At 25.2% G+C, this 18,487-nt stretch carries 15 protein-coding genes; 12 read left to right on the top strand and 3 right to left on the bottom strand.

Features of this window, described 5'->3' with window-relative positions:
- The first annotated feature begins 539 nt into the window (after nucleotides 1-539).
- Nucleotides 540-2,663 carry a C1 family peptidase gene (locus QMA87_RS00635; protein WP_283833660.1) on the top strand — a complete coding sequence of 708 codons (2,124 nt, stop codon included), beginning with the start codon at nucleotides 540-542 and terminating at the stop codon, nucleotides 2,661-2,663.
- Nucleotides 2,664-3,022: 359 nt separating this feature from the next.
- On the opposite strand, the gene rplL is transcribed toward QMA87_RS00635, so the two are convergent.
- A complete protein-coding gene (gene rplL, locus QMA87_RS00630) occupies nucleotides 3,023-3,400 on the bottom strand; it encodes a 50S ribosomal protein L7/L12 (protein WP_283823498.1) in 378 nt (125 codons plus the stop codon).
- A gap of 55 nt (nucleotides 3,401-3,455) precedes the next feature.
- Nucleotides 3,456-3,962 (bottom strand): 50S ribosomal protein L10, encoded by a 507-nt coding sequence (gene rplJ, locus QMA87_RS00625; protein WP_283823497.1) that lies wholly within the window; start codon nucleotides 3,960-3,962, stop codon nucleotides 3,456-3,458.
- A 775-nt stretch (nucleotides 3,963-4,737) separates the two neighbouring features.
- Between rplJ and QMA87_RS00620 the strand changes: the two genes are divergently transcribed.
- The 11 genes from QMA87_RS00620 to QMA87_RS00570 all read left to right on the top strand — a co-directional run bounded on the left by QMA87_RS00620 (nucleotide 4,738) and on the right by QMA87_RS00570 (nucleotide 15,704).
- Nucleotides 4,738-5,523 carry a F0F1 ATP synthase subunit A gene (locus QMA87_RS00620; protein WP_283823496.1) on the top strand — a complete coding sequence of 262 codons (786 nt, stop codon included), beginning with the start codon at nucleotides 4,738-4,740 and terminating at the stop codon, nucleotides 5,521-5,523.
- 10 nt (nucleotides 5,524-5,533) lie between these two features.
- Nucleotides 5,534-5,767, top strand: coding sequence for a F0F1 ATP synthase subunit C (locus tag QMA87_RS00615; protein WP_336619101.1), 234 nt, complete (start codon nucleotides 5,534-5,536; stop codon nucleotides 5,765-5,767).
- Nucleotides 5,768-5,779: 12 nt separating this feature from the next.
- Nucleotides 5,780-6,286, top strand: coding sequence for a F0F1 ATP synthase subunit B (gene atpF / locus QMA87_RS00610; RefSeq protein WP_283823495.1), 507 nt, complete (start codon nucleotides 5,780-5,782; stop codon nucleotides 6,284-6,286).
- On the top strand, nucleotides 6,286-6,840 hold the full coding sequence (gene atpH, locus QMA87_RS00605; RefSeq protein ID WP_283823494.1) for an ATP synthase F1 subunit delta: 555 nt from the start codon (nucleotides 6,286-6,288) through the stop codon (nucleotides 6,838-6,840). The genes atpF and atpH overlap by 1 nt, the downstream gene beginning before the upstream one ends.
- Nucleotides 6,830-8,416, top strand: coding sequence for a F0F1 ATP synthase subunit alpha (atpA, locus tag QMA87_RS00600; RefSeq protein WP_283823493.1), 1,587 nt, complete (start codon nucleotides 6,830-6,832; stop codon nucleotides 8,414-8,416). Before atpH ends, atpA begins: the two co-directional genes overlap by 11 nt.
- A complete protein-coding gene (gene atpG / locus QMA87_RS00595) occupies nucleotides 8,416-9,264 on the top strand; it encodes an ATP synthase F1 subunit gamma (protein ID WP_283823492.1) in 849 nt (282 codons plus the stop codon). Before atpA ends, atpG begins: the two co-directional genes overlap by 1 nt.
- A complete protein-coding gene (gene atpD / locus QMA87_RS00590) occupies nucleotides 9,251-10,675 on the top strand; it encodes a F0F1 ATP synthase subunit beta (RefSeq protein ID WP_430623762.1) in 1,425 nt (474 codons plus the stop codon). The genes atpG and atpD overlap by 14 nt, the downstream gene beginning before the upstream one ends.
- Nucleotides 10,665-11,072 (top strand): F0F1 ATP synthase subunit delta/epsilon, encoded by a 408-nt coding sequence (locus QMA87_RS00585; protein WP_283823490.1) that lies wholly within the window; start codon nucleotides 10,665-10,667, stop codon nucleotides 11,070-11,072. The genes atpD and QMA87_RS00585 overlap by 11 nt, the downstream gene beginning before the upstream one ends.
- Nucleotides 11,073-11,452: 380 nt before the next feature.
- Nucleotides 11,453-12,382 (top strand): hypothetical protein, encoded by a 930-nt coding sequence (locus QMA87_RS00580; RefSeq protein ID WP_283827075.1) that lies wholly within the window; start codon nucleotides 11,453-11,455, stop codon nucleotides 12,380-12,382.
- Nucleotides 12,383-12,688: 306 nt separating this feature from the next.
- Nucleotides 12,689-13,957, top strand: a complete 1,269-nt coding sequence (locus QMA87_RS00575; protein WP_283833659.1) for an amidohydrolase — start codon at nucleotides 12,689-12,691, stop codon at nucleotides 13,955-13,957.
- A gap of 328 nt (nucleotides 13,958-14,285) precedes the next feature.
- Nucleotides 14,286-15,704: an MFS transporter gene (locus QMA87_RS00570; protein ID WP_283823486.1), complete on the top strand. Its 1,419-nt coding sequence runs from the start codon at nucleotides 14,286-14,288 to the stop codon at nucleotides 15,702-15,704.
- A gap of 311 nt (nucleotides 15,705-16,015) precedes the next feature.
- Here QMA87_RS00570 and QMA87_RS00565 read toward each other — a convergent pair whose 3' ends face one another.
- Nucleotides 16,016-18,409 carry a M1 family metallopeptidase gene (locus tag QMA87_RS00565; protein ID WP_283833657.1) on the bottom strand — a complete coding sequence of 798 codons (2,394 nt, stop codon included), beginning with the start codon at nucleotides 18,407-18,409 and terminating at the stop codon, nucleotides 16,016-16,018.
- Nucleotides 18,410-18,487: the final 78 nt, after the last annotated feature.

Raw genomic sequence — 18,487 nt, 5'->3', positions numbered from 1 at the left:
AATTAAATTATTAAGTATTTTAGGAAGATAAGATATTGATTTATAAATATTTGTTTTATCAAAAATTGTATTTATTTATTTTTTTAAAAAAATTTTATAAATTTATAATAAATAAAACTTAAAAAAACTACTAATCAAAAATAAACAAAATAATAATTTTCAAGAAATAGTAAAAATTAAAACAACGTTGGAAAAATTTTTTATATTTTTAATTTTTATTTGTTTAATAAAAGGCAATTTTTTAAAATTCTTGAAACTGCTTTAAAAAGTTGATTAATAAAAAACAATTTAAATGTTTTAATAAAAATATTTACTTAAATTTACAAATATTAAATTTTAATATTTTAGTATAAATAAACAGATATCAATTTTCTGTTTCTTTACTTTGTATTAAATTAAATATTTTGCACCATAATGAAATCATTTTTTTCATTTATTAAAATATTTAAATAATAAAAGTATAATAAAAATAATAAATATATACATATTATGTTTAATTTAATTATGTAATAATTTTATATTTATTTAAGAAGGGATTTATGAATAAAAAATATTTATTAATAGCAACTTTATCTTCTCCAGCAATATTTTTATCAAGCACATTAGTTGCATATCAAAATGTTTGAAGTTATGATAATAAGGGTGTGGCTGGAAAAGATGAAAATAGCGAAATTTTTGATCCTCGAAATTTTGGTAATCCTAATTATTATTTTATTACTAAAGTAAGAGATCAAGGAAAAGAAGGTATTTGTTGAGCTTTTGCTACTACAGCAGTTGCGGAGATAAATATTCTTAAAAAACAGTTATATTTTTCTCAAGATAATCTCGATTTATCAGAATTAAATATAGCTTATAATACATTAAATAGAAAAAAATATCAGGATAAGCTACATAATACTGATTTTGATACTTATTTTGCTCCTAATTGAAAAGATCAGGGCTCTTCTTCACTTTATGCAGCAACATCATTATTGCAATGAAATAAATTAAAAGAAGAAACTTATAATTGACAAAATAATGATAATTTAACAAAATATATTTTAAAAGATGTAATTTTTGTTGATCATAAAAAAGAAAATTATAGAGAGGAAATGAAAAAGTTAATTGTTAAAAATGGAGCCGTTTCATATTCATTTGCTACTCCACAAGATGCAAGAACGTGATTTTATAATTCTGAAATTTCTAAAAGTACATCAGGAATAGGTCACGTTGCAACAGTTGTAGGCTGAGACGATACAATTCCTAAAGAAAAATTTGGTATTGGGACAACACAAAATGGTGGTTGAATCGTTAAAAATAGTTGAGATGATGATTATGCTGATAAAGGATACTTTTACATTTCATATGATACAGTTCCTCATGATGTTTATTCTGTAGAAATGACAGAAAGAGGCTCTTATAATTATGAAAATAATTATTATTATGACGGATCATATAGAGATTTAGCAGGCGCAAATTATAAAAATGCGGCAGTTAGTTTTCAAGCTAAAGCAGGAAAAGCTGATACAAAAGAGAAACTTAAAGCTATTAATGTTGGGATTAAGGGTGAAAATGTAGAAGTTGAAGTGAGCGTTTATAAACGCGATATTAATGATGCTTCTCCTTATTCATTAAAATTAGGGGATAAAATAGCAAGTAAAACTCAAAAATTTGAACTTGGAGGATTAAGAACAATTGATTTAGATACTCCAATTGATTTAGAACAAGGCCAATGATTTACTATAGTTGCTCAAGTTAAAAGCAATAATGCTTATCTAACTTTTGGTGCTGAAGAAGATTGACAATATGATTTTTCATATATTGAAAAAAATAATCAATGAATTAATAGTCAAAAAGCATATAATGGCGCAGTAGCAAGAATTAAAGCTTTTACAGCGAGTGATTTTCAACGTATATCACATGTTGGTAATTTAAATGATTTAAAATATGCTGAAATAATTTTAAAAGATTATAATTATCGAGCAAGTCAACAATTTGCTAAAGATATTGTTGAAGTTAAATATAATAATAAAATTCTTAAGGAAAATGTAGACTATACATTATCTTATGAAGAATTTTATGATAATGAAGATGGCTACTATCGTCAAGATGAAAATGTTGGTTATAATAAAGTAATTATTAAGGGAATGGGAAATTATATTGGCGAAAATATGACGTTTTTAACAATTAAGCGTGGTACAGAACATAGATATAATTGAGAAAATAGAATATATGTAAATAGTAATGTTACATCAACTGCTGATTTAGAGCTTGAAGATGGATGAAGAGTTGATTCTGTTCAAAATATTAATGATGGAGAAAATGAAATTAAAATTTCATATCGTGGATATGATGAGAAATTTTATTTAAATAACTCAACCACTTTAACTGTTTTTAAAAGTAATATAGAATATCAAGAATCAGAAATTAAAATAGCTAAAAAAATGTCTCCAAAATTACAGTTTTCATCTTTTACATCTTCTTATTCAAATTTACACAATAAATACAAACCATATGATTTACCTATTAAAAAAGTAAATGAATTAAAAGTTGAACAACAACCAGAAAAACCTAGTGTTATTTCTGAAAATATTAACAAAAAAGAATTTTGATTACCAATTATACTTGGCGCAGCGGCTATTGGCGGAATGTTAGCAAAAATATTTTCAATGTTAAAAAAATAATTAGTAATCTAGATAATATGAAGAATAGTCAAATATTTGTTGAAAATTTTATAATTCAAATTTAAACTAATTAAAAGTTAATAACTAAAAAACTTAAATGCAGATTTTAAAATTACTGTATTTAAGTTTTTTTAATTTGAATTTAGAAAAACAAAAAAATGATTAAAAAGTGTATCCTGACTTAAAAATTTAATTAAATTAGGCATTATTTAAATTTAATTCATTATATATTTGATCAATACTTTTAACTTGGAAAGTCAGAATTTTAAAAATAATTCATAAATATATTAATATTTGAATTTTAGTATAAAAAAAATCAATTCCATATGTGTGGAATTGATTTTTAATAATAAAAATTATTATTCAACTTCTAATTCAGCTGTTGGAGAAGCTTCTAAAATTTTTGCTTTCATAGCTTCTGCTTCTTCAGGTTTTACATTTTCTAATAATGTTGCAGGAACTGCTTCAACTAATTTTTTAGCATCCATTAATGATAGACCCATAGCTTCTTTAATAGCTTTTAATGTAGGGATTTTTGCTCCACCATCTGATTTAAGAACAAGTTTAACTGATGTTTTTTCTTCAGCTTCTTCTCCTGATACTGAGCCCGCTGCTACAGCAACTGCAGAAGGATCAATTCCAAATTCTTCTTTCATTGCTTCAACAAGTTCCATAACTTCTTTAATACTCATTTCTTTTAATGATTCTATAAATGATTCTTTTGTTAATTTTGCCATAATATTTCCTTTCAATTTTTAATTATGAATTTGTGATTTTTCACCTTTTTAATGATTACTCACTGATTAATTTACCCTCATCAACAAGCATTTTTAAGCCTATTGATAATTGTTGAAGTGGTGCAAGTAATGAGCGTCCAAGTATTGCAAGTGATTCTTCATATGTAGGTAATGAAGCAACCATTTTAACACCTTCAGCATCAATAACTTTACCTTCAAAAGTTCCGGCTTTGATTTCAAGTAATTTGTGTTTTTTACTAAATTCAACTAAAACTTTTGCAGCAGACATATCTTCTTCATTACTAAATGCGAAGATTGATGAGCCTACTAAATATTGGTCTAATTCGCTTAATCCATTATTGTTTGAAGCTATTTTAAATAAACGGTTTTTGTAAACTTTAATTTCTACACCTTTTACTTTTGCTTCTTTACGTAAGTTTTCAAGATCTGAAACAGTTAATCCAATAAATTTAGCAACAACTAGTGCTTTTGAATTAGTAATTTTATTACTGATTTCATTAACTGTTTTTTCTTTAATTAAACGAAATTTAGATTGAGCCATAAATTTCTCCTTTCTAAATTTGCAATACTCTTAAGTTTAGATACATTTGGCAACAATATTAAGCATATGCAGTTGCTGTCTCTATGTATTGCTTTAATATTATATAAAAAATTAAAATTTTTATATATTTTAATATATTGTTTAAAATTCAAAAAATTAATTATGTTTTAATTAAATATAAAATACAAGGAATGATATTTTTATTATAAAAATATAAAAACTTTTAAAAACTAAGAAATATTAACATTAATAAAAAAATTAAAATTAATAATTATTTTTTTGTAATCAATATTTTTTTATTTTGTTTTTATGCTTTTTGTATTATCTTTTTAAATTAATAAATATTTAAATAATATATTTTTATATTAATTAAAAAAGTATTAAAATTAAGAAGTCATGAATATAAAAAAAATATGACAATGATGATTTAGAATAAATTGGATAATAGTAATTCTATTGCTATTTTTTTTAAAAATTAATAATAGCTGATTAAATGGGTTTGGGCTTGGGATTATTTTCTCACTAATAAGTTTATCATCTATTTTATATATATCTAAAAGTGTAAATGTTGCAAAAGCATCATTTATTATTATTAGTATATTAAGACTTTTTTTTATTTTAGCAATTCTATTAATACTACTTTTTATTGTTTTTTTTATTAACCAAAAAACAAACAACAATATATTATTTGGAAGTATTAACTTTGTAACTTTTATTATAGCTATTTCCTTAAACATTCCAATCATTATTATAGCTTCAATAGAAAGGAGAGTTAATGCCTAAAGATCAATATTCAAGAATTACACAATATACAACATTAGTTGATTATCCGATTGTATTTTCATTAATTATAGTGACATTATTAGCAATAATTATTTCACTAGTAGTTTATTTCAAGGTCCGAAATATTAAAGAAGATGAAGTTCCTTTAAGTAGTATTGCAATTATTGCTGAAGGTTATTATAACTTTGTTAATAATACTTTTGAAGAAGTTTCAGAAAAAAAACTGCCAAAAGCTGCCCCATTGATATTTTCAATATTTACTTTTATTGTTTTGGGAAATATTATTCAAATTGTTGGGTTTGAAGGTATTGCAACTAGTTATACAATTCCTTTGTTCTTGGCATTTATTTCTTGAATAGGTATATATATTATTGGTTTATCCTACCAAAAACATCGTTTCTTTTTAAGATATGTTAAGCAACCACTTGATTTAATTGGTCAGTTTACACCTCTTTTAACATTAAGTTTACGTATGTTTGGAAATATTATTGGTGGAACAACAATGGTTTTATTAGGTTACCAATTTTTTGGTTGAATAGGAACAATGATATTAGGAGAAAGTACAACTATTTCATTTTTTATGAAATTTATGTTTGCCCCAATATTCACTCCATTCTTACACTTGTATTTTGATATTTTTGGTTCTATAATACAAGCATATGTGTTCATGATGATTACTACAATTTCATGAACTCTAGAAGTTTCAGAAGCCACTGAAATGACAAATCATAAAGAAAAGGCTGTAAATATTCAAAAAAATCAAGCAGCTATATATTAAGGAGAAAAAAATGGATATAAATAACGGTTTAGTAGCAATTGGTGCTGGTATTGCTGCACTTGGTGTTGTTGGCACAGGTATTGGTCAAGGTATATCAGCTGGTAGAGCGTCAGAAGCTGTTGGTAGAAATCCTGAAGCAGCTTCTAAAATTAGAACAGTTTTAATTATTGCTTTAGCTATTAGTGAATCTGCTGCTTTATATGCATTCATTGTTGCAGTTATGTTATTCTCAAAAATTAAATAATAAGAGGTAAAAATGGAGAATAATATTAACATTACGGAAAGATTTCAACAGATTTTTCCTAATCTCCCTCTTTTAATTGCAACTATTATTGCATTTCTAATAACTTTTTTATTTTTAAGTGTTTTCTTTTATAACCCTGTTAAAAGAATGGTTGAAAAAAGAAGAAAATTCATTGCAGATAATATTAAAAACTCAATTGAGGATAGACAAAAAGCTTTAGAAGATCGTAATGAATCTCAAGAAAAGTTAATTGACGCTAAAATTAAAGCGTCAGAAATTGTAAATAAAGCAAAATTTGAAGCTGAAAAAGTAATTATTCAATATACAAATATTGCTCAAAATGAAGCTGAAAGAATTAAACATCAAGCTGAAATTGAAATTGAAAATGAAAAAGTTAAATTTGAAAAAAATTCAAAACAGGCAATTATTGATGTAGCTTTTGAATTAGCAAATAAATTAGTCGAAAAAGAATTACGCCCCGAAAATGAAAAAAAATTAATTGAGGACTTCTTTAAATAATGGCTTTAAAAAATTCATACTTAAGCTATTCATATGCTATATATGAATTGGCTGTTGAAACAAAAAAAGTTTCACAATTAAACAAAGAAATTCATGATTTTCTTGAAGAATTAGATGAAAAGCCTGAAATTATTGATTACTTAGCAATTGATTCTGAAATATTACATTTTGATGAAAAAGAAAAATTTATTGATGAAATTTTTAAGGATTATGATGAACTATTTTTGAATACAATTAAAGTTATAGTACAAAATCATTTAAGTAAGCATATTCGTTATATTTTTGAAAATGTAATAGTAAGTTTAAATAAATATGAGGGTATTCAAGAAGGTATTATTTTTACAACAATGCCTTTAGATAAAGAAACTATTAAAAAATTTGAGGAAAAATTATCAAAACAAGAAGAAAAAAAAGTTTTCCTAAAAAATAAAATTGATAAGAATATTGTTTCTGGATTTAGAATAATACTTGCTGATAAAATTATTGAAAAAAATATATCACATCAATTATCAACAATTAAATCACAATTACTAGGAGGTGGAGATGAGAGTTAAAGCTAGCGAAATATCTGCCATCATAAAAGATAAAATTAGAAGTTTTAAATCTACTGTTGATTTAAATGAGGTAGGTAAAATAATCACTATAGGTGATGGTATCGCTAATGTTAGTGGTATTAATAAAGTTAAAAATGGTGAAATCGTAATTCTTGGCGAAAATACTTATGGTCTTGCTCTTAATTTAGAAGAAGATTATGTTGGAGTTGCGATTTTAGGTAATGATACAAATCTTATTGAAGGAGCTCCAGTTAGAAGAACTTATGAAGTTGCTTCAACAAGAGTTGGATCAAAATTGTTAGGTAGAGTTGTTGATGCTCTTGGAAATCCTATTGATGGTAAAGGGGAAATTTCTTCTAAAAAATTTAGAGAAATATTTACAGTTGCGCCAGGAGTTATGTCAAGAAAATCTGTTGATCAACCTTTAGCTACTGGAATTATGGTTATTGACTCAATGATTCCAATTGGAAAGGGTCAACGTGAACTTATTATTGGTGATCGCGAAACTGGTAAGACAGCCATTGCTATTGATACAATAATTAATCAAGCAAATAAAAACGTTAATTGTGTTTATGTTGCTATAGGACAAAAAAATTCAACTGTTGCACAAGTTGTTAAAAAACTTACAGATACAGGCGCTATGAAATATACAACAGTTGTCGTTGCTGGCGCTAGCGAATTAGCACCTATGCAATATATTGCTCCATATACAGGAGTGGCTATTTCAGAATATTGAATGTCAAAAGGCAAGGATGTTCTTATTGTTTATGATGATTTATCTAAACATGCTATTGCTTATAGAACTCTTTCATTATTATTACGTCGTCCACCTGGTCGTGAAGCTTACCCTGGAGATGTTTTTTATCTACACTCTCAATTATTAGAACGTGCTGCTAGAGTTAATGAGGAATATGGTGGTGGTTCAATTACTGCTTTACCAATTGTTGAAACACAACAAGGTGATATTTCTGCCTATATTCCAACAAACGTAATTTCTATTACTGATGGACAAATATTTACAAAAGAAAGCTTATTTAACTCTGGACAAAGGCCTGCAGTTGATGTTAGTTATTCAGTTTCTCGTGTTGGTTCTTCAGCACAAACAAAATTAATCAAAAAAATGTCTGGGTCATTGAAATTAAATTTGGCTCAATATAATGAAATGCTAGCATTTTCTCAATTTGGTTCAGATTTAGATGCTTCAACAAAAAATATTTTGGATTTTGGTGCTAAAGTATATGAAATGTTAAAACAAGAACAATATTCTCATATTTCACAAACTATTCAAGCAATAATTCTTTTGGCTATTAGAGAGAGAATTATTAACCCAATTCCTAAAGAAGAAATTAGAGCATTTAAAAAAGAAATTATTAGATACTTTAAAACAACTGATGAAGGCTTAAAACTTTATAAAGAGGTAAAAACTGCTGGTGATTGAACTAGTGATGTCTATACAAAATCAGTTATTCTTTTGGTTAAATTAGTAAATGATTTTATAACTTCAATTCCAAATTATGATTCAACTCACTATGCTAAAATTCCTGCCGATATCCTTGAAATAGCTGGTGTTAAATAATGGCAAGTTTACAAAAGACAAGGGAAAGAATTAAAGTTGTAAATAATATTAAAATTATTACTAATGCTGTTCAACTTGTGGCTGCTTCAAAAATAAAGCAAGCACAAAAAACTATTGAAAACTTTAATAAATATTACAATCTTTTTTCAAACATTTTTAATGATTTAATGAATGATATTGAAAAAAAAGATATTGAAAGTTTATGAAAAGATAATAAAAATCCTAACACACTTTATATTATTATCACATCAGATTTAGGTCTTTCTGGTTCATACAATTCTAATATTTTTCGTCTTGCTGATGAAAATATTAAAGTTGATGATAAAATGTATATTTTTGGTAAAAAGGGTATAATGCGTTGAAATACCGAAAAATATCGTTCAATGATTATTGGAAAAGCCTTTAATTTAGGTGATAAAATTGATTATAAAGAAGCAAATAAAGTTGCTAATACAGCAATAGAAATGTTTAAAAATAAAAAAATAGGTGCTATTAAAATTATTTACACTGAATATATTAATTCACTTACATATATAGAAAATATTAAACAAATTTTGCCATTTGAAATTAAAGAAAAACAAAATACAAAGAATCAAATGAGTTTAGTAGAATTCGAACCAAATCCATTTCAAATTTTACTTACTAGCATACCAATGTATTTAGGTTGTGAAATTCAGCGTTGCTTAAATATATCAAAGTTGTCAGAAATTTCTTCTCGTCGTTTTACTATGGAAAATGCCACAAAAAATGCCGATGAGTTAGCTAATAATTTAAAACTACAATACAATAGAGAGCGTCAAACAAAAATTACACAAGAAATTACTGAAATTATTAGTGGTTCTGAATAGGAGATTTATGAATAAAAATATTGGAAAAATTGTTCAAATTGTTGGGCCTGTTGTTGATGTTCGCTTTCATGAAGGTCGTCTTCCTAAGTTATTAAATGCTCTTATAATTAATTATGAGGGAGAAAAATTTGTTCTTGAAGTAGCTCAACATATTGGTGATGATATTGTTAGGTCAATTTCAATGGTTTCAACAAATGGTTTAATAAGAGGATTAGATGTTGAAGATACTGGAGCTCCTATAACTGTTCCGGTTGGAAAATCTATTCTAGGTAGAATGTTTAATGTTTTAGGGGAACCTATTGATGGACTTGGAGATGTTATTAGCTCGACTTACTCTTCAATTCATGCCAAAGCTCCTTCATATGAAGATCAAGATTCTACTGCTTCAATTCTTGAAACTGGAATTAAAGTTATTGATTTATTAATTCCTTATGCAAGAGGAGGTAAAATTGGCTTATTTGGTGGCGCTGGTGTTGGTAAGACTGTTTTAGTTCAAGAATTAATTAACAACATTGCTTCGCAACATGGTGGTATTTCTGTTTTTGCTGGTGTTGGAGAAAGAACTCGTGAAGGTAATGATCTTTATTTTGAAATGAAGGAAGCCGGTGTTCTTGATAAAACAATATTAGTATTTGGTCAAATGAATGAACCTCCTGGAGTAAGAATGAGGGTCGCTTTAACAGGACTAACTATGGCCGAATACTTTCGTGACGTTCTAAAACAAGATGTATTATTATTTATTGATAATATTTTTAGATTTACGCAAGCAGGATCTGAAGTTTCTGCCTTATTAGGGCGTATGCCTAGTGCTGTAGGTTATCAACCTACCTTAGCTACTGAAATGGGGCAATTGCAAGAAAGAATTACTTCTACTAAAAATGGTTCTATTACTTCTGTACAAGCAATTTATGTTCCTGCTGATGACTTAACTGATCCAGCGCCTGCAACAACATTTACTCATTTAGATGCTAAAACTGTTTTAGATAGAAATATTGCTGCTCTTGGTATTTATCCAGCTATAGATCCACTTAACTCATCTTCAAGATTATTAGATCCGCTTGTAATTGGTCATTCTCACTATACTACAGCACAAAGCGTTTTAAATATTCTTCAAAGATTTAAAGAACTTCAAGATATTATTGCTATTTTAGGTATGGGTGAACTTTCAGAAGAAGATAAAAAAATTGTTGCAAGAGCAAGAAGAATAAGAAACTTTTTATCTCAACCATTTTCTGTTTCTGAAAAATTTACTGATAAAAAGGGTATTTATGTGCCATTAAAAGAAACATTGAGAAGTTTTGATGAAATTATTTCAGGAAAATATGATAATCTACCTGAAGAAGTATTTATGTTTGCTGGAACAATTGATGATGTAATCGCTAGAGCAAATGAGTTAGAAAATGGGAAATAAAGTAAAACTACAAATTACAACACCATATGGCAATGTTGTTGATGAAAATGTTTATATGGTTGTTGCAAAAACAACTGATGGAAAAATAGGGCTTATGTCTGGCAAAAGTCCTTTTATAGGAAATATTGTAATTTCTGAATTATTAATTCAGTTTAATGTTAATAAAGAGTTTGTATCGTATGCCATTTCAAATGGAATAGTAATGGCAACTCCAAATTTAATTAATATTGTAACAGACTCATGTATTAAAGTTTCTGAAATCGATATTCAACGTGCTCTTAGACAAAAAGATTATGCTATTGCTAAAATTAAAATGCATAAATCTGCTGAAAAAATTGCTATGTATGAAAGCGAATTAAGAAAAGAAATTAACAAAATAAATTTATATAATAAATAAAAATATTTTATACTAAAATAAAAAAAATAACATCTATAAATTTTAACCTAGAACATTAAATTTTAACATAAAATTATTTTGCATCATGGCGGCTTGCTGTGGTGTTTTTTAATTCAAATTTTTTTGGTGTGCATTAATAATATTTATTAAAGTAAACTGATATACCAAAAATTTAATATAAAACGTTTTGTTTTATAACAATTTATCATAATATAAATAAATATTTTTATTTATTTATAAAATATTCCACTAATAAGAATAAAACTGTATTTTAAAATAAATAATTATTTTAATTTAATTAATAACTACATACTAATATAATAATTTATATTTTCTATATATAATTAATAGAAATATTCAATAAATAAAAAGGGAATGCAATGAAAAATAAAAAGTTTATTAAGTTTTTTACTACTTTAACAATTTCTTTTGTTTCATTGAGTTCATTTTTATTAAGTATTAATTATCAAAATAATAAATTTCCTAAAATTGAAAAACAAAATAGCAATGATATTAAAACTAATTACTTAATTGAAAATAGTGTTAAAACAGAAAATACTTTACCAGAAGTAATTCAATCTGAATTTAAACTACAAGAAACCCAAGACCACGTTTTACATAAAGTTAACGGAATTTTAAAAACTTTTGACACGGCTAGTAATAATTTTACAAAAACTAGTAGTTCATTTTTAAGCAGATTATTTAATTTATTTTCAAATCGTAATACTGCTTTTTTAGGGGCATTATATGGCGTTGTTGGTTTAGCTACGATTTCAGGATTAAGCTATAGTGTGTATAAAAGTATTAAAGATAAAAATGATAGAATAAATGCTGCTAAAGAACTTGAAGAAGATTTAAAAGCTAAATCAATTTATACATTCGAATTTAAACCTATAGATCCAAACAAAACAGGTGGAAAGTGGAGAGTTTTTAAATATTCAGAAGAAAAAAATAATGACACAGAAAAAAGTTATGCCGAATATGAAAATTTAGAAAATTATATAAAATTTGAAGATGGAAATGTTTTTTTTGAATTTAAATATAAAGCAAAATCATTTGAAAATAATAGATTAATTTTATTTTATGAAAAGGATGAAAAAATAAAAGAAAAAGAAACTAATACAGAAAAATCAGTATATGACAGTTATTCTGTACATATATATTTATGAAATTTTTATGATAAAAATAATAAAAAAATGATCGATGTATATGACAATGATAATTATAAAATACATAAGAAAATTGGAACGCTTTTTTTAAAAGAAAAACAAAAAACCAATGAAGTAATATTTAAACTTTCTTCTAGATAATAAAAAAACGAATATCAAATAATATTAATATTTGTTTAATATTTTATTTAATTTAATTTTAATGCATAAATAAATAAAATATAAGCTTCAAGTATATTTATTCTCTTTTTTATTTATATTAATATATAAAAACTTTTTTTAATATAAGCTAAATTATATTAATCATTTTAAATAATTTTATTACAGTATAAATTATTTTTTATATTTATTTTTGATTTTAAGTTAAAAAAAATTTTGAAAATAACGCTAATATATTTTCAATTTTTTATTAAATATATTGATTTTTATTTATTTTATAATTAAATAATGAAAATATGAATTAAAAATGCAACTATTATTACTGTAAATGAAAATTTTGATGTGTTAAAAAATTCACATGTATATATTGAAAAAAACAAAATAGTTCATGTGGGTAAAAAAATTCCATTTGTACCGGATAAAATAATTAATGCTAAAAATAAAGTTGTTATGCCTGGGCTAATTAATTCACATACACATATAGCTATGACTTTACTTCGTAATTTTAGTGATGATATTTCTTTGGAAGAGTGATTATTTAAAAATGTTTTTCCAGTAGAAGATAAATTATCTAAAGAAGATATTTATTATGGCGCCAAAATCGGGATTATTGAAATGATTCAAAATGGTACAACAGCTTTTAATGATATGTATTTTTTTACAGAATCAATTGTAAAAGCGGCTGATGAGTTAAAAATTAGAGCAATGATTGGAAGAGGAACGGCTAATTCTGACCAAAATGTTGTTGAAGAAATTTATAACTTAGTTAGAAATAATAAAACAGAACTAATTAGTTTTAATATTGCTCCACATGCTACTTATACTAATAATAAAAACGGTTTAAAGCTTGCACTTAATCTTTCTAAAGAGCTTAAATTACCAATTCATATTCATTTAAACGAAACAAAAAATGATTCAAAAAAATGTATTAAAGATTTTAAAAAAACTCAATTGCAATTATTAAATGATTTGGGATATTTAGAAAGACATTTAATTTTAGCTCATTCAATTTGAATTAGTAATGCTGATTTACATTTAATTGAAAATAAAAATGTTTCATTAGTACATTGTCCAATTTCTAACGCAAAATTAGCAAGTGGAATAATGGGTGTAAATGAATATTTAAAAAGAGGTATTAATGTTTCAATTGGAAATGATGGGCCAAGTTCAAATAATACTCTAGATATGTTTCAGGAAATGAAATTTGCTTCACTTGTAAGCAAGTTAAAGGAAAATAATCCTAAGGGGCTTGATGCAAGAAAAATTATTGAAATGGCAACAGTTAATGGCGCTAAAGCACTTGGATATAATAATCTTGGTAGAATTAAAAAAGATTATTTGGCTGATTTAATTATTATTGATATTAGTAACATTTCACATACGCCAAATAATAATATTGTTAATTCAATTATTTTTTCAACAACTGGATATGATGTTGATACAACAATAGTTAATGGTAAAATACTATATGAAAATAAGAAATTTAAAATAATTAATCAAAATGAAATTAATAAAACTATTAAAATTGTAAATAACATTACGAAAAAATTTAAATAAAAAAAACTTAAAGCAAAATAATAAATGCTTTAAGTTTTTTCAAAAATTTTTGGTAGATATTTTATTTTATTTTTATATATTTCATGTGTTTGTTTAAAATGACTTTTTTTTGATGCAAAAATAACAAAATATTATTTATTTTTTTGTAATTAAAAATTTACATGTAAATAAAAAGATGTAGACAGTTATAAATAGTTGTATTAAAAATTGTTCTACAAATATAAAAAAATTATTGACACTATTATATTGCGACGTAATAATCAGCAACTAGTAAAATTAACTGAACAACTAATGCTTATTATTTGTAAAAATTTAAATAAAGGAAAAAATGAAAAAGCTTTTATTACATGGAATGACGCCAAGGCAGATTATTGCTTTAATTATTTTAGCTGCTGCTGATGTATTTGTTATTGCAGCTCCATATTATATTAAAAATATAATTCCAAATTTACACTTATATTTAAATATATCTGAAGATCAAGTAGCAACTTTGACCTCAATAATTGGTTATGTTACTTTAATTACACAATTGCCTGGGGGGTTTCTTGCTAATAAATTTAGTTCGAAATGGCTTTTATGATCTGCGGTATTTTCAACTGGTCTTTTAACAATTTGATTTGGAGTTGTTATTCTTGAATCAAATAATTCAAAAATTACACAAACTACATTATTTGCTCAATATGCTACAATTTGAGCATTATGAGGAATAAGTACAACTTTAGTATTCTGAACGCCACTTTGAAAATTAGTTTCACAACAAACTACTAAAGAAAATCAGGGGCTTGCATACGGAATCGAAGGAACTGCTAGTGGATTATTAGGTGTGTTATTTATATTTTTAACTGGCGTTTTAATTACGACATTATGATCACCTGTTGTGGTAAATACGGAGCAAAGGGCTTTACCTTTTGCTGTATATGCTTTTTTAATTGCCACATTATTAATTACTAGTTCATTTTTAATATTATTTTTTGTGTCTGAAAAGCCAATAGAAAAAAGTATAGAAAAATTATCATGAACTAAAATCAAAAAAGAATTAATAAAAATTTTTACATCAATGAAAAATTGAAAATTATGAGGTCTTTCAATTTTCTTAATGGGTATGTATACATTTCAAAGCGTATTTGCATATTACTTGGTACAATTAATGCAAAATGCATTTCTTGCGCCTATGATATTAGTGACTATATTAGGCGGAATTAGAACATATGCGCTAAGAGCACTTGTATCAACATTTGTAGGTAAATGGGCTGATAAATTTAAATCGTATATTTTATTTTTAATTATTGCTACAGGAATTGGAATTCTCATAGTAGGTTCACTAATTCTACTTGGTTTTGCGGCTCCAACTGATGAAACGATGAAACTTTGAGTAATTATTTTATGTGCTATTTTATTTATTATGACTGGCATCCTTTCATGAACAATGGTTACATTAAGATATACGCAAATTGGCGAAATTCACCTTGAAAAAAATACATACGCTTCAAGTATTGGTGTTTTATCATTTATTGGGTTTTCAACAGATGCATGATTATACCAAATTACTGCCGTAGTAGGTAAACACTATACTGAAGAAGGGAGTAGAAACACGTCAATTTTAGGATACCAAATTATTTTATTAATTTGTTTGGGTATTGCATTAATTGGTTTATTAGCTGCATTTGTTGTTTATATTTCAAATGTAAAGGAAATTAAAAAACTTGGTAAAACTAGCCACAGATGAAGAACATTAGAAAATGCATAATAATAAATAAAATTACACATTAAATTAATGGCTTTAATCATGCAAAAGTAATATTAAAAAAAATTACGTAATTTTATAAATTTAAAAAACTTAAGTAAGGAATTTATAGTACCTACTTAAGTTTTTAATTGTTTTTTATTATATAAATTAAAAAATTAATTATAAATCGAGTTTCATTAATTTTTCGTTTATTAATTCTTTTTCTTTATTAATTAATTTTACTTTTGCTTCAATCTGATTAATACTCATTTTAATTGCTCTATTTAATGCTAAATTAGATAATTTAGGAATAAAAAAATCTTTAAATTGTTCTAATTTTTCTGTGATTTTAAAATTGATCCTGGCTGAACTACAAATGAATCAAAACTCATATCGCCACCTAATTTTTCTTGAATTCAAGTTCAATTTTCGACAAGTCAATTTCATGCTAAATCTTGTGAAAGTGGTTTTGCTAAAAATGAAATAAATCAAGAAAGAAGATCTTGAGGTTTAATAGTATCTTTATCTTTAAAAAAACTAATAATATATTTACAATTTTCAAGATCTTGTGTTGATGTTATGGCTGACTTAAGCTCTTGTTTAAATGAGGGTGAAGATGTATTTTTATAAAGATGAATTAATTTATCTAATAATTGCATGCTACCAAAATTTTCAACTTCGTTAGCTATGATAATATATCTTGCTGATACAGGAATTTGTTCTAAATTATTTTCATTTTTAATAAATAATTCATGTGCTGTTTCAATTAATGATTTTTCTTTAGCAAAAAGCATTCTTGAAAGGGTAATTGATCTAATTATTTCATCATCAACAGTTTCATTTTCTTTTTTAAATAAACCTAAACGCTCAAAATTATTTTTAAATAAAAATAAACTTAATTTTCTTAATTTATTTTCCTCTTTTGAATTATGATCAACAAATAATTTAATTGAATTTAATAAATTATTTGTAATATTTATTACTAAGCTCGAATCTTCATTTTTCAAAACACTAAAAAATTTTAAAATCATAGTATATGAAATTAATCCACTTTGAGCTAAAAAGTTATGATCTTGCAATAATTGAAATTTACTTGTTTTATCAAGTTGCTTAAATTGTGAAATTATTGAATCTAATAATTCACCTTCATAAAAACAAATATAGTGGGCTGTATTATTTGTATTTAATCTAAAAACATCTTTATTTTCTTTTTTAAGTTTTGAATAATTCTCAATAATAATTTCTTCTTTATTTAAAATTTCAGGAATTCCTTTTCAATTTGAATTAAGTGGAATATGTCAAATTCTATTTTTATTTTCAAAACTTCCAATAAAAAATTGTTTTTGTGAAATAATTAATTTATTATTAATAACTTTGCTAGTTACAAGAGGATAGCCTGGTTGATTTAATCAACTACTCATAAATGATTTAACATCACGATTCGATACTGCAGATAATTGTTCTCAAAGGTTATCGCCAATAGTATTTGAATAACTGTGTTTTAAAAAGTAATTGTGTAATCCTTTAGAGAAGTTTTCTTTACCTAATCATCTCATTAACATATGCATTAATCTGCTACCTTTAGCATAAACTATAGCTGAATCGAATAATGTATTAATTTCATCAGGATGATTAACTTCAACATGAACTGATTGAACACCATCAGTAGCATCGCGTTTTAATGCTGGTAAAACTCCTGAAGATTGAAAATCTTCAATAATGTTTCATTTTGGTTCTATATGATCAACACATACATATTCCATCATATTTGCAAAACTTTCATTTAATCAAAGATCATCTCATCATTTCATAGTTACTAAATTACCGAACCATTGGTGAGCAACTTCATGGGCTACTACAAGAGCAATACCTTGTTTGCTACTTACTGATGCGCTTTCATTTGCCAATAAATAAACTTCACGATAAGTAACTAAACCTCAATTTTCCATAGCTCCGGCCGAAAAGTCTGGTAACGCTACATGAAATGATTGTGGTAGTGGGTATTTTATATTAAAAAATCTTTCATAAAATTCTATTGATTCTTTAGCATATTTTAATGCGATTTTTAGATTATTGATATTATGTGCTTTAGTGCTATAAATTGCTACTTTAGTTCCATTATTAGTTAATGTTTCAATTGATTGTAATTCACCAATTACAAATGCTAGTAAGTATGATGACATTTTAGGTGTTTTAGCAAATTTATAAATACCAGTTTTTTGACGCTGTTCAATTTCTATTTCAGGCATATTAGAAAGTGCAATATCTTCAGAAGTTTGATTATCAAAAGTTAATGATAAATCAAATGTTGCTTTTGCGGCTGGTTCATCAATACATGGAAATGCTTCTCTTGCAAAATGCGATTGAAATTGAGTTGAAATTATTTCTTTTTTATTTCCTTTTATTTGATAATATGAAGGATATATACCAACCATATTGTCAGTAATTTTTCCACAAAATTCAATATAAATTGAAGTTTTACCAATAAAATTTAACTCAATTTCTATTTCATGTTCATCATTATTTACTTTAAAATTAAGTTCTTTCCCTTGGTGTTTAACACTTTTAATTTCTAAGCTTTTTTGATGAATAAAAATATTATTGTTAATAGCTTCACCAAATATCTCAACGCTTCCACAAAATTGTTTTTTAATACGTTTTATATCAAAAAATAATTTATAGTTTTCAGGAATAAAATACTCAATAAAATGTTTTACTTTATTCATAAATCTCCTTTAATTTAATTATGTAATTATACAATGAATAAAAAACTGAATAAAAGAAAATCGGGAATATTATCCCAA

This window comes from Mycoplasma phocimorsus (assembly GCF_030077875.1).
Classification (GTDB): domain Bacteria; phylum Bacillota_I; class Bacilli_A; order Mycoplasmatales; family Metamycoplasmataceae; genus Mycoplasma_H; species Mycoplasma_H phocimorsus.
This window is presented reverse-complemented; position numbering and strand designations above follow the sequence as displayed.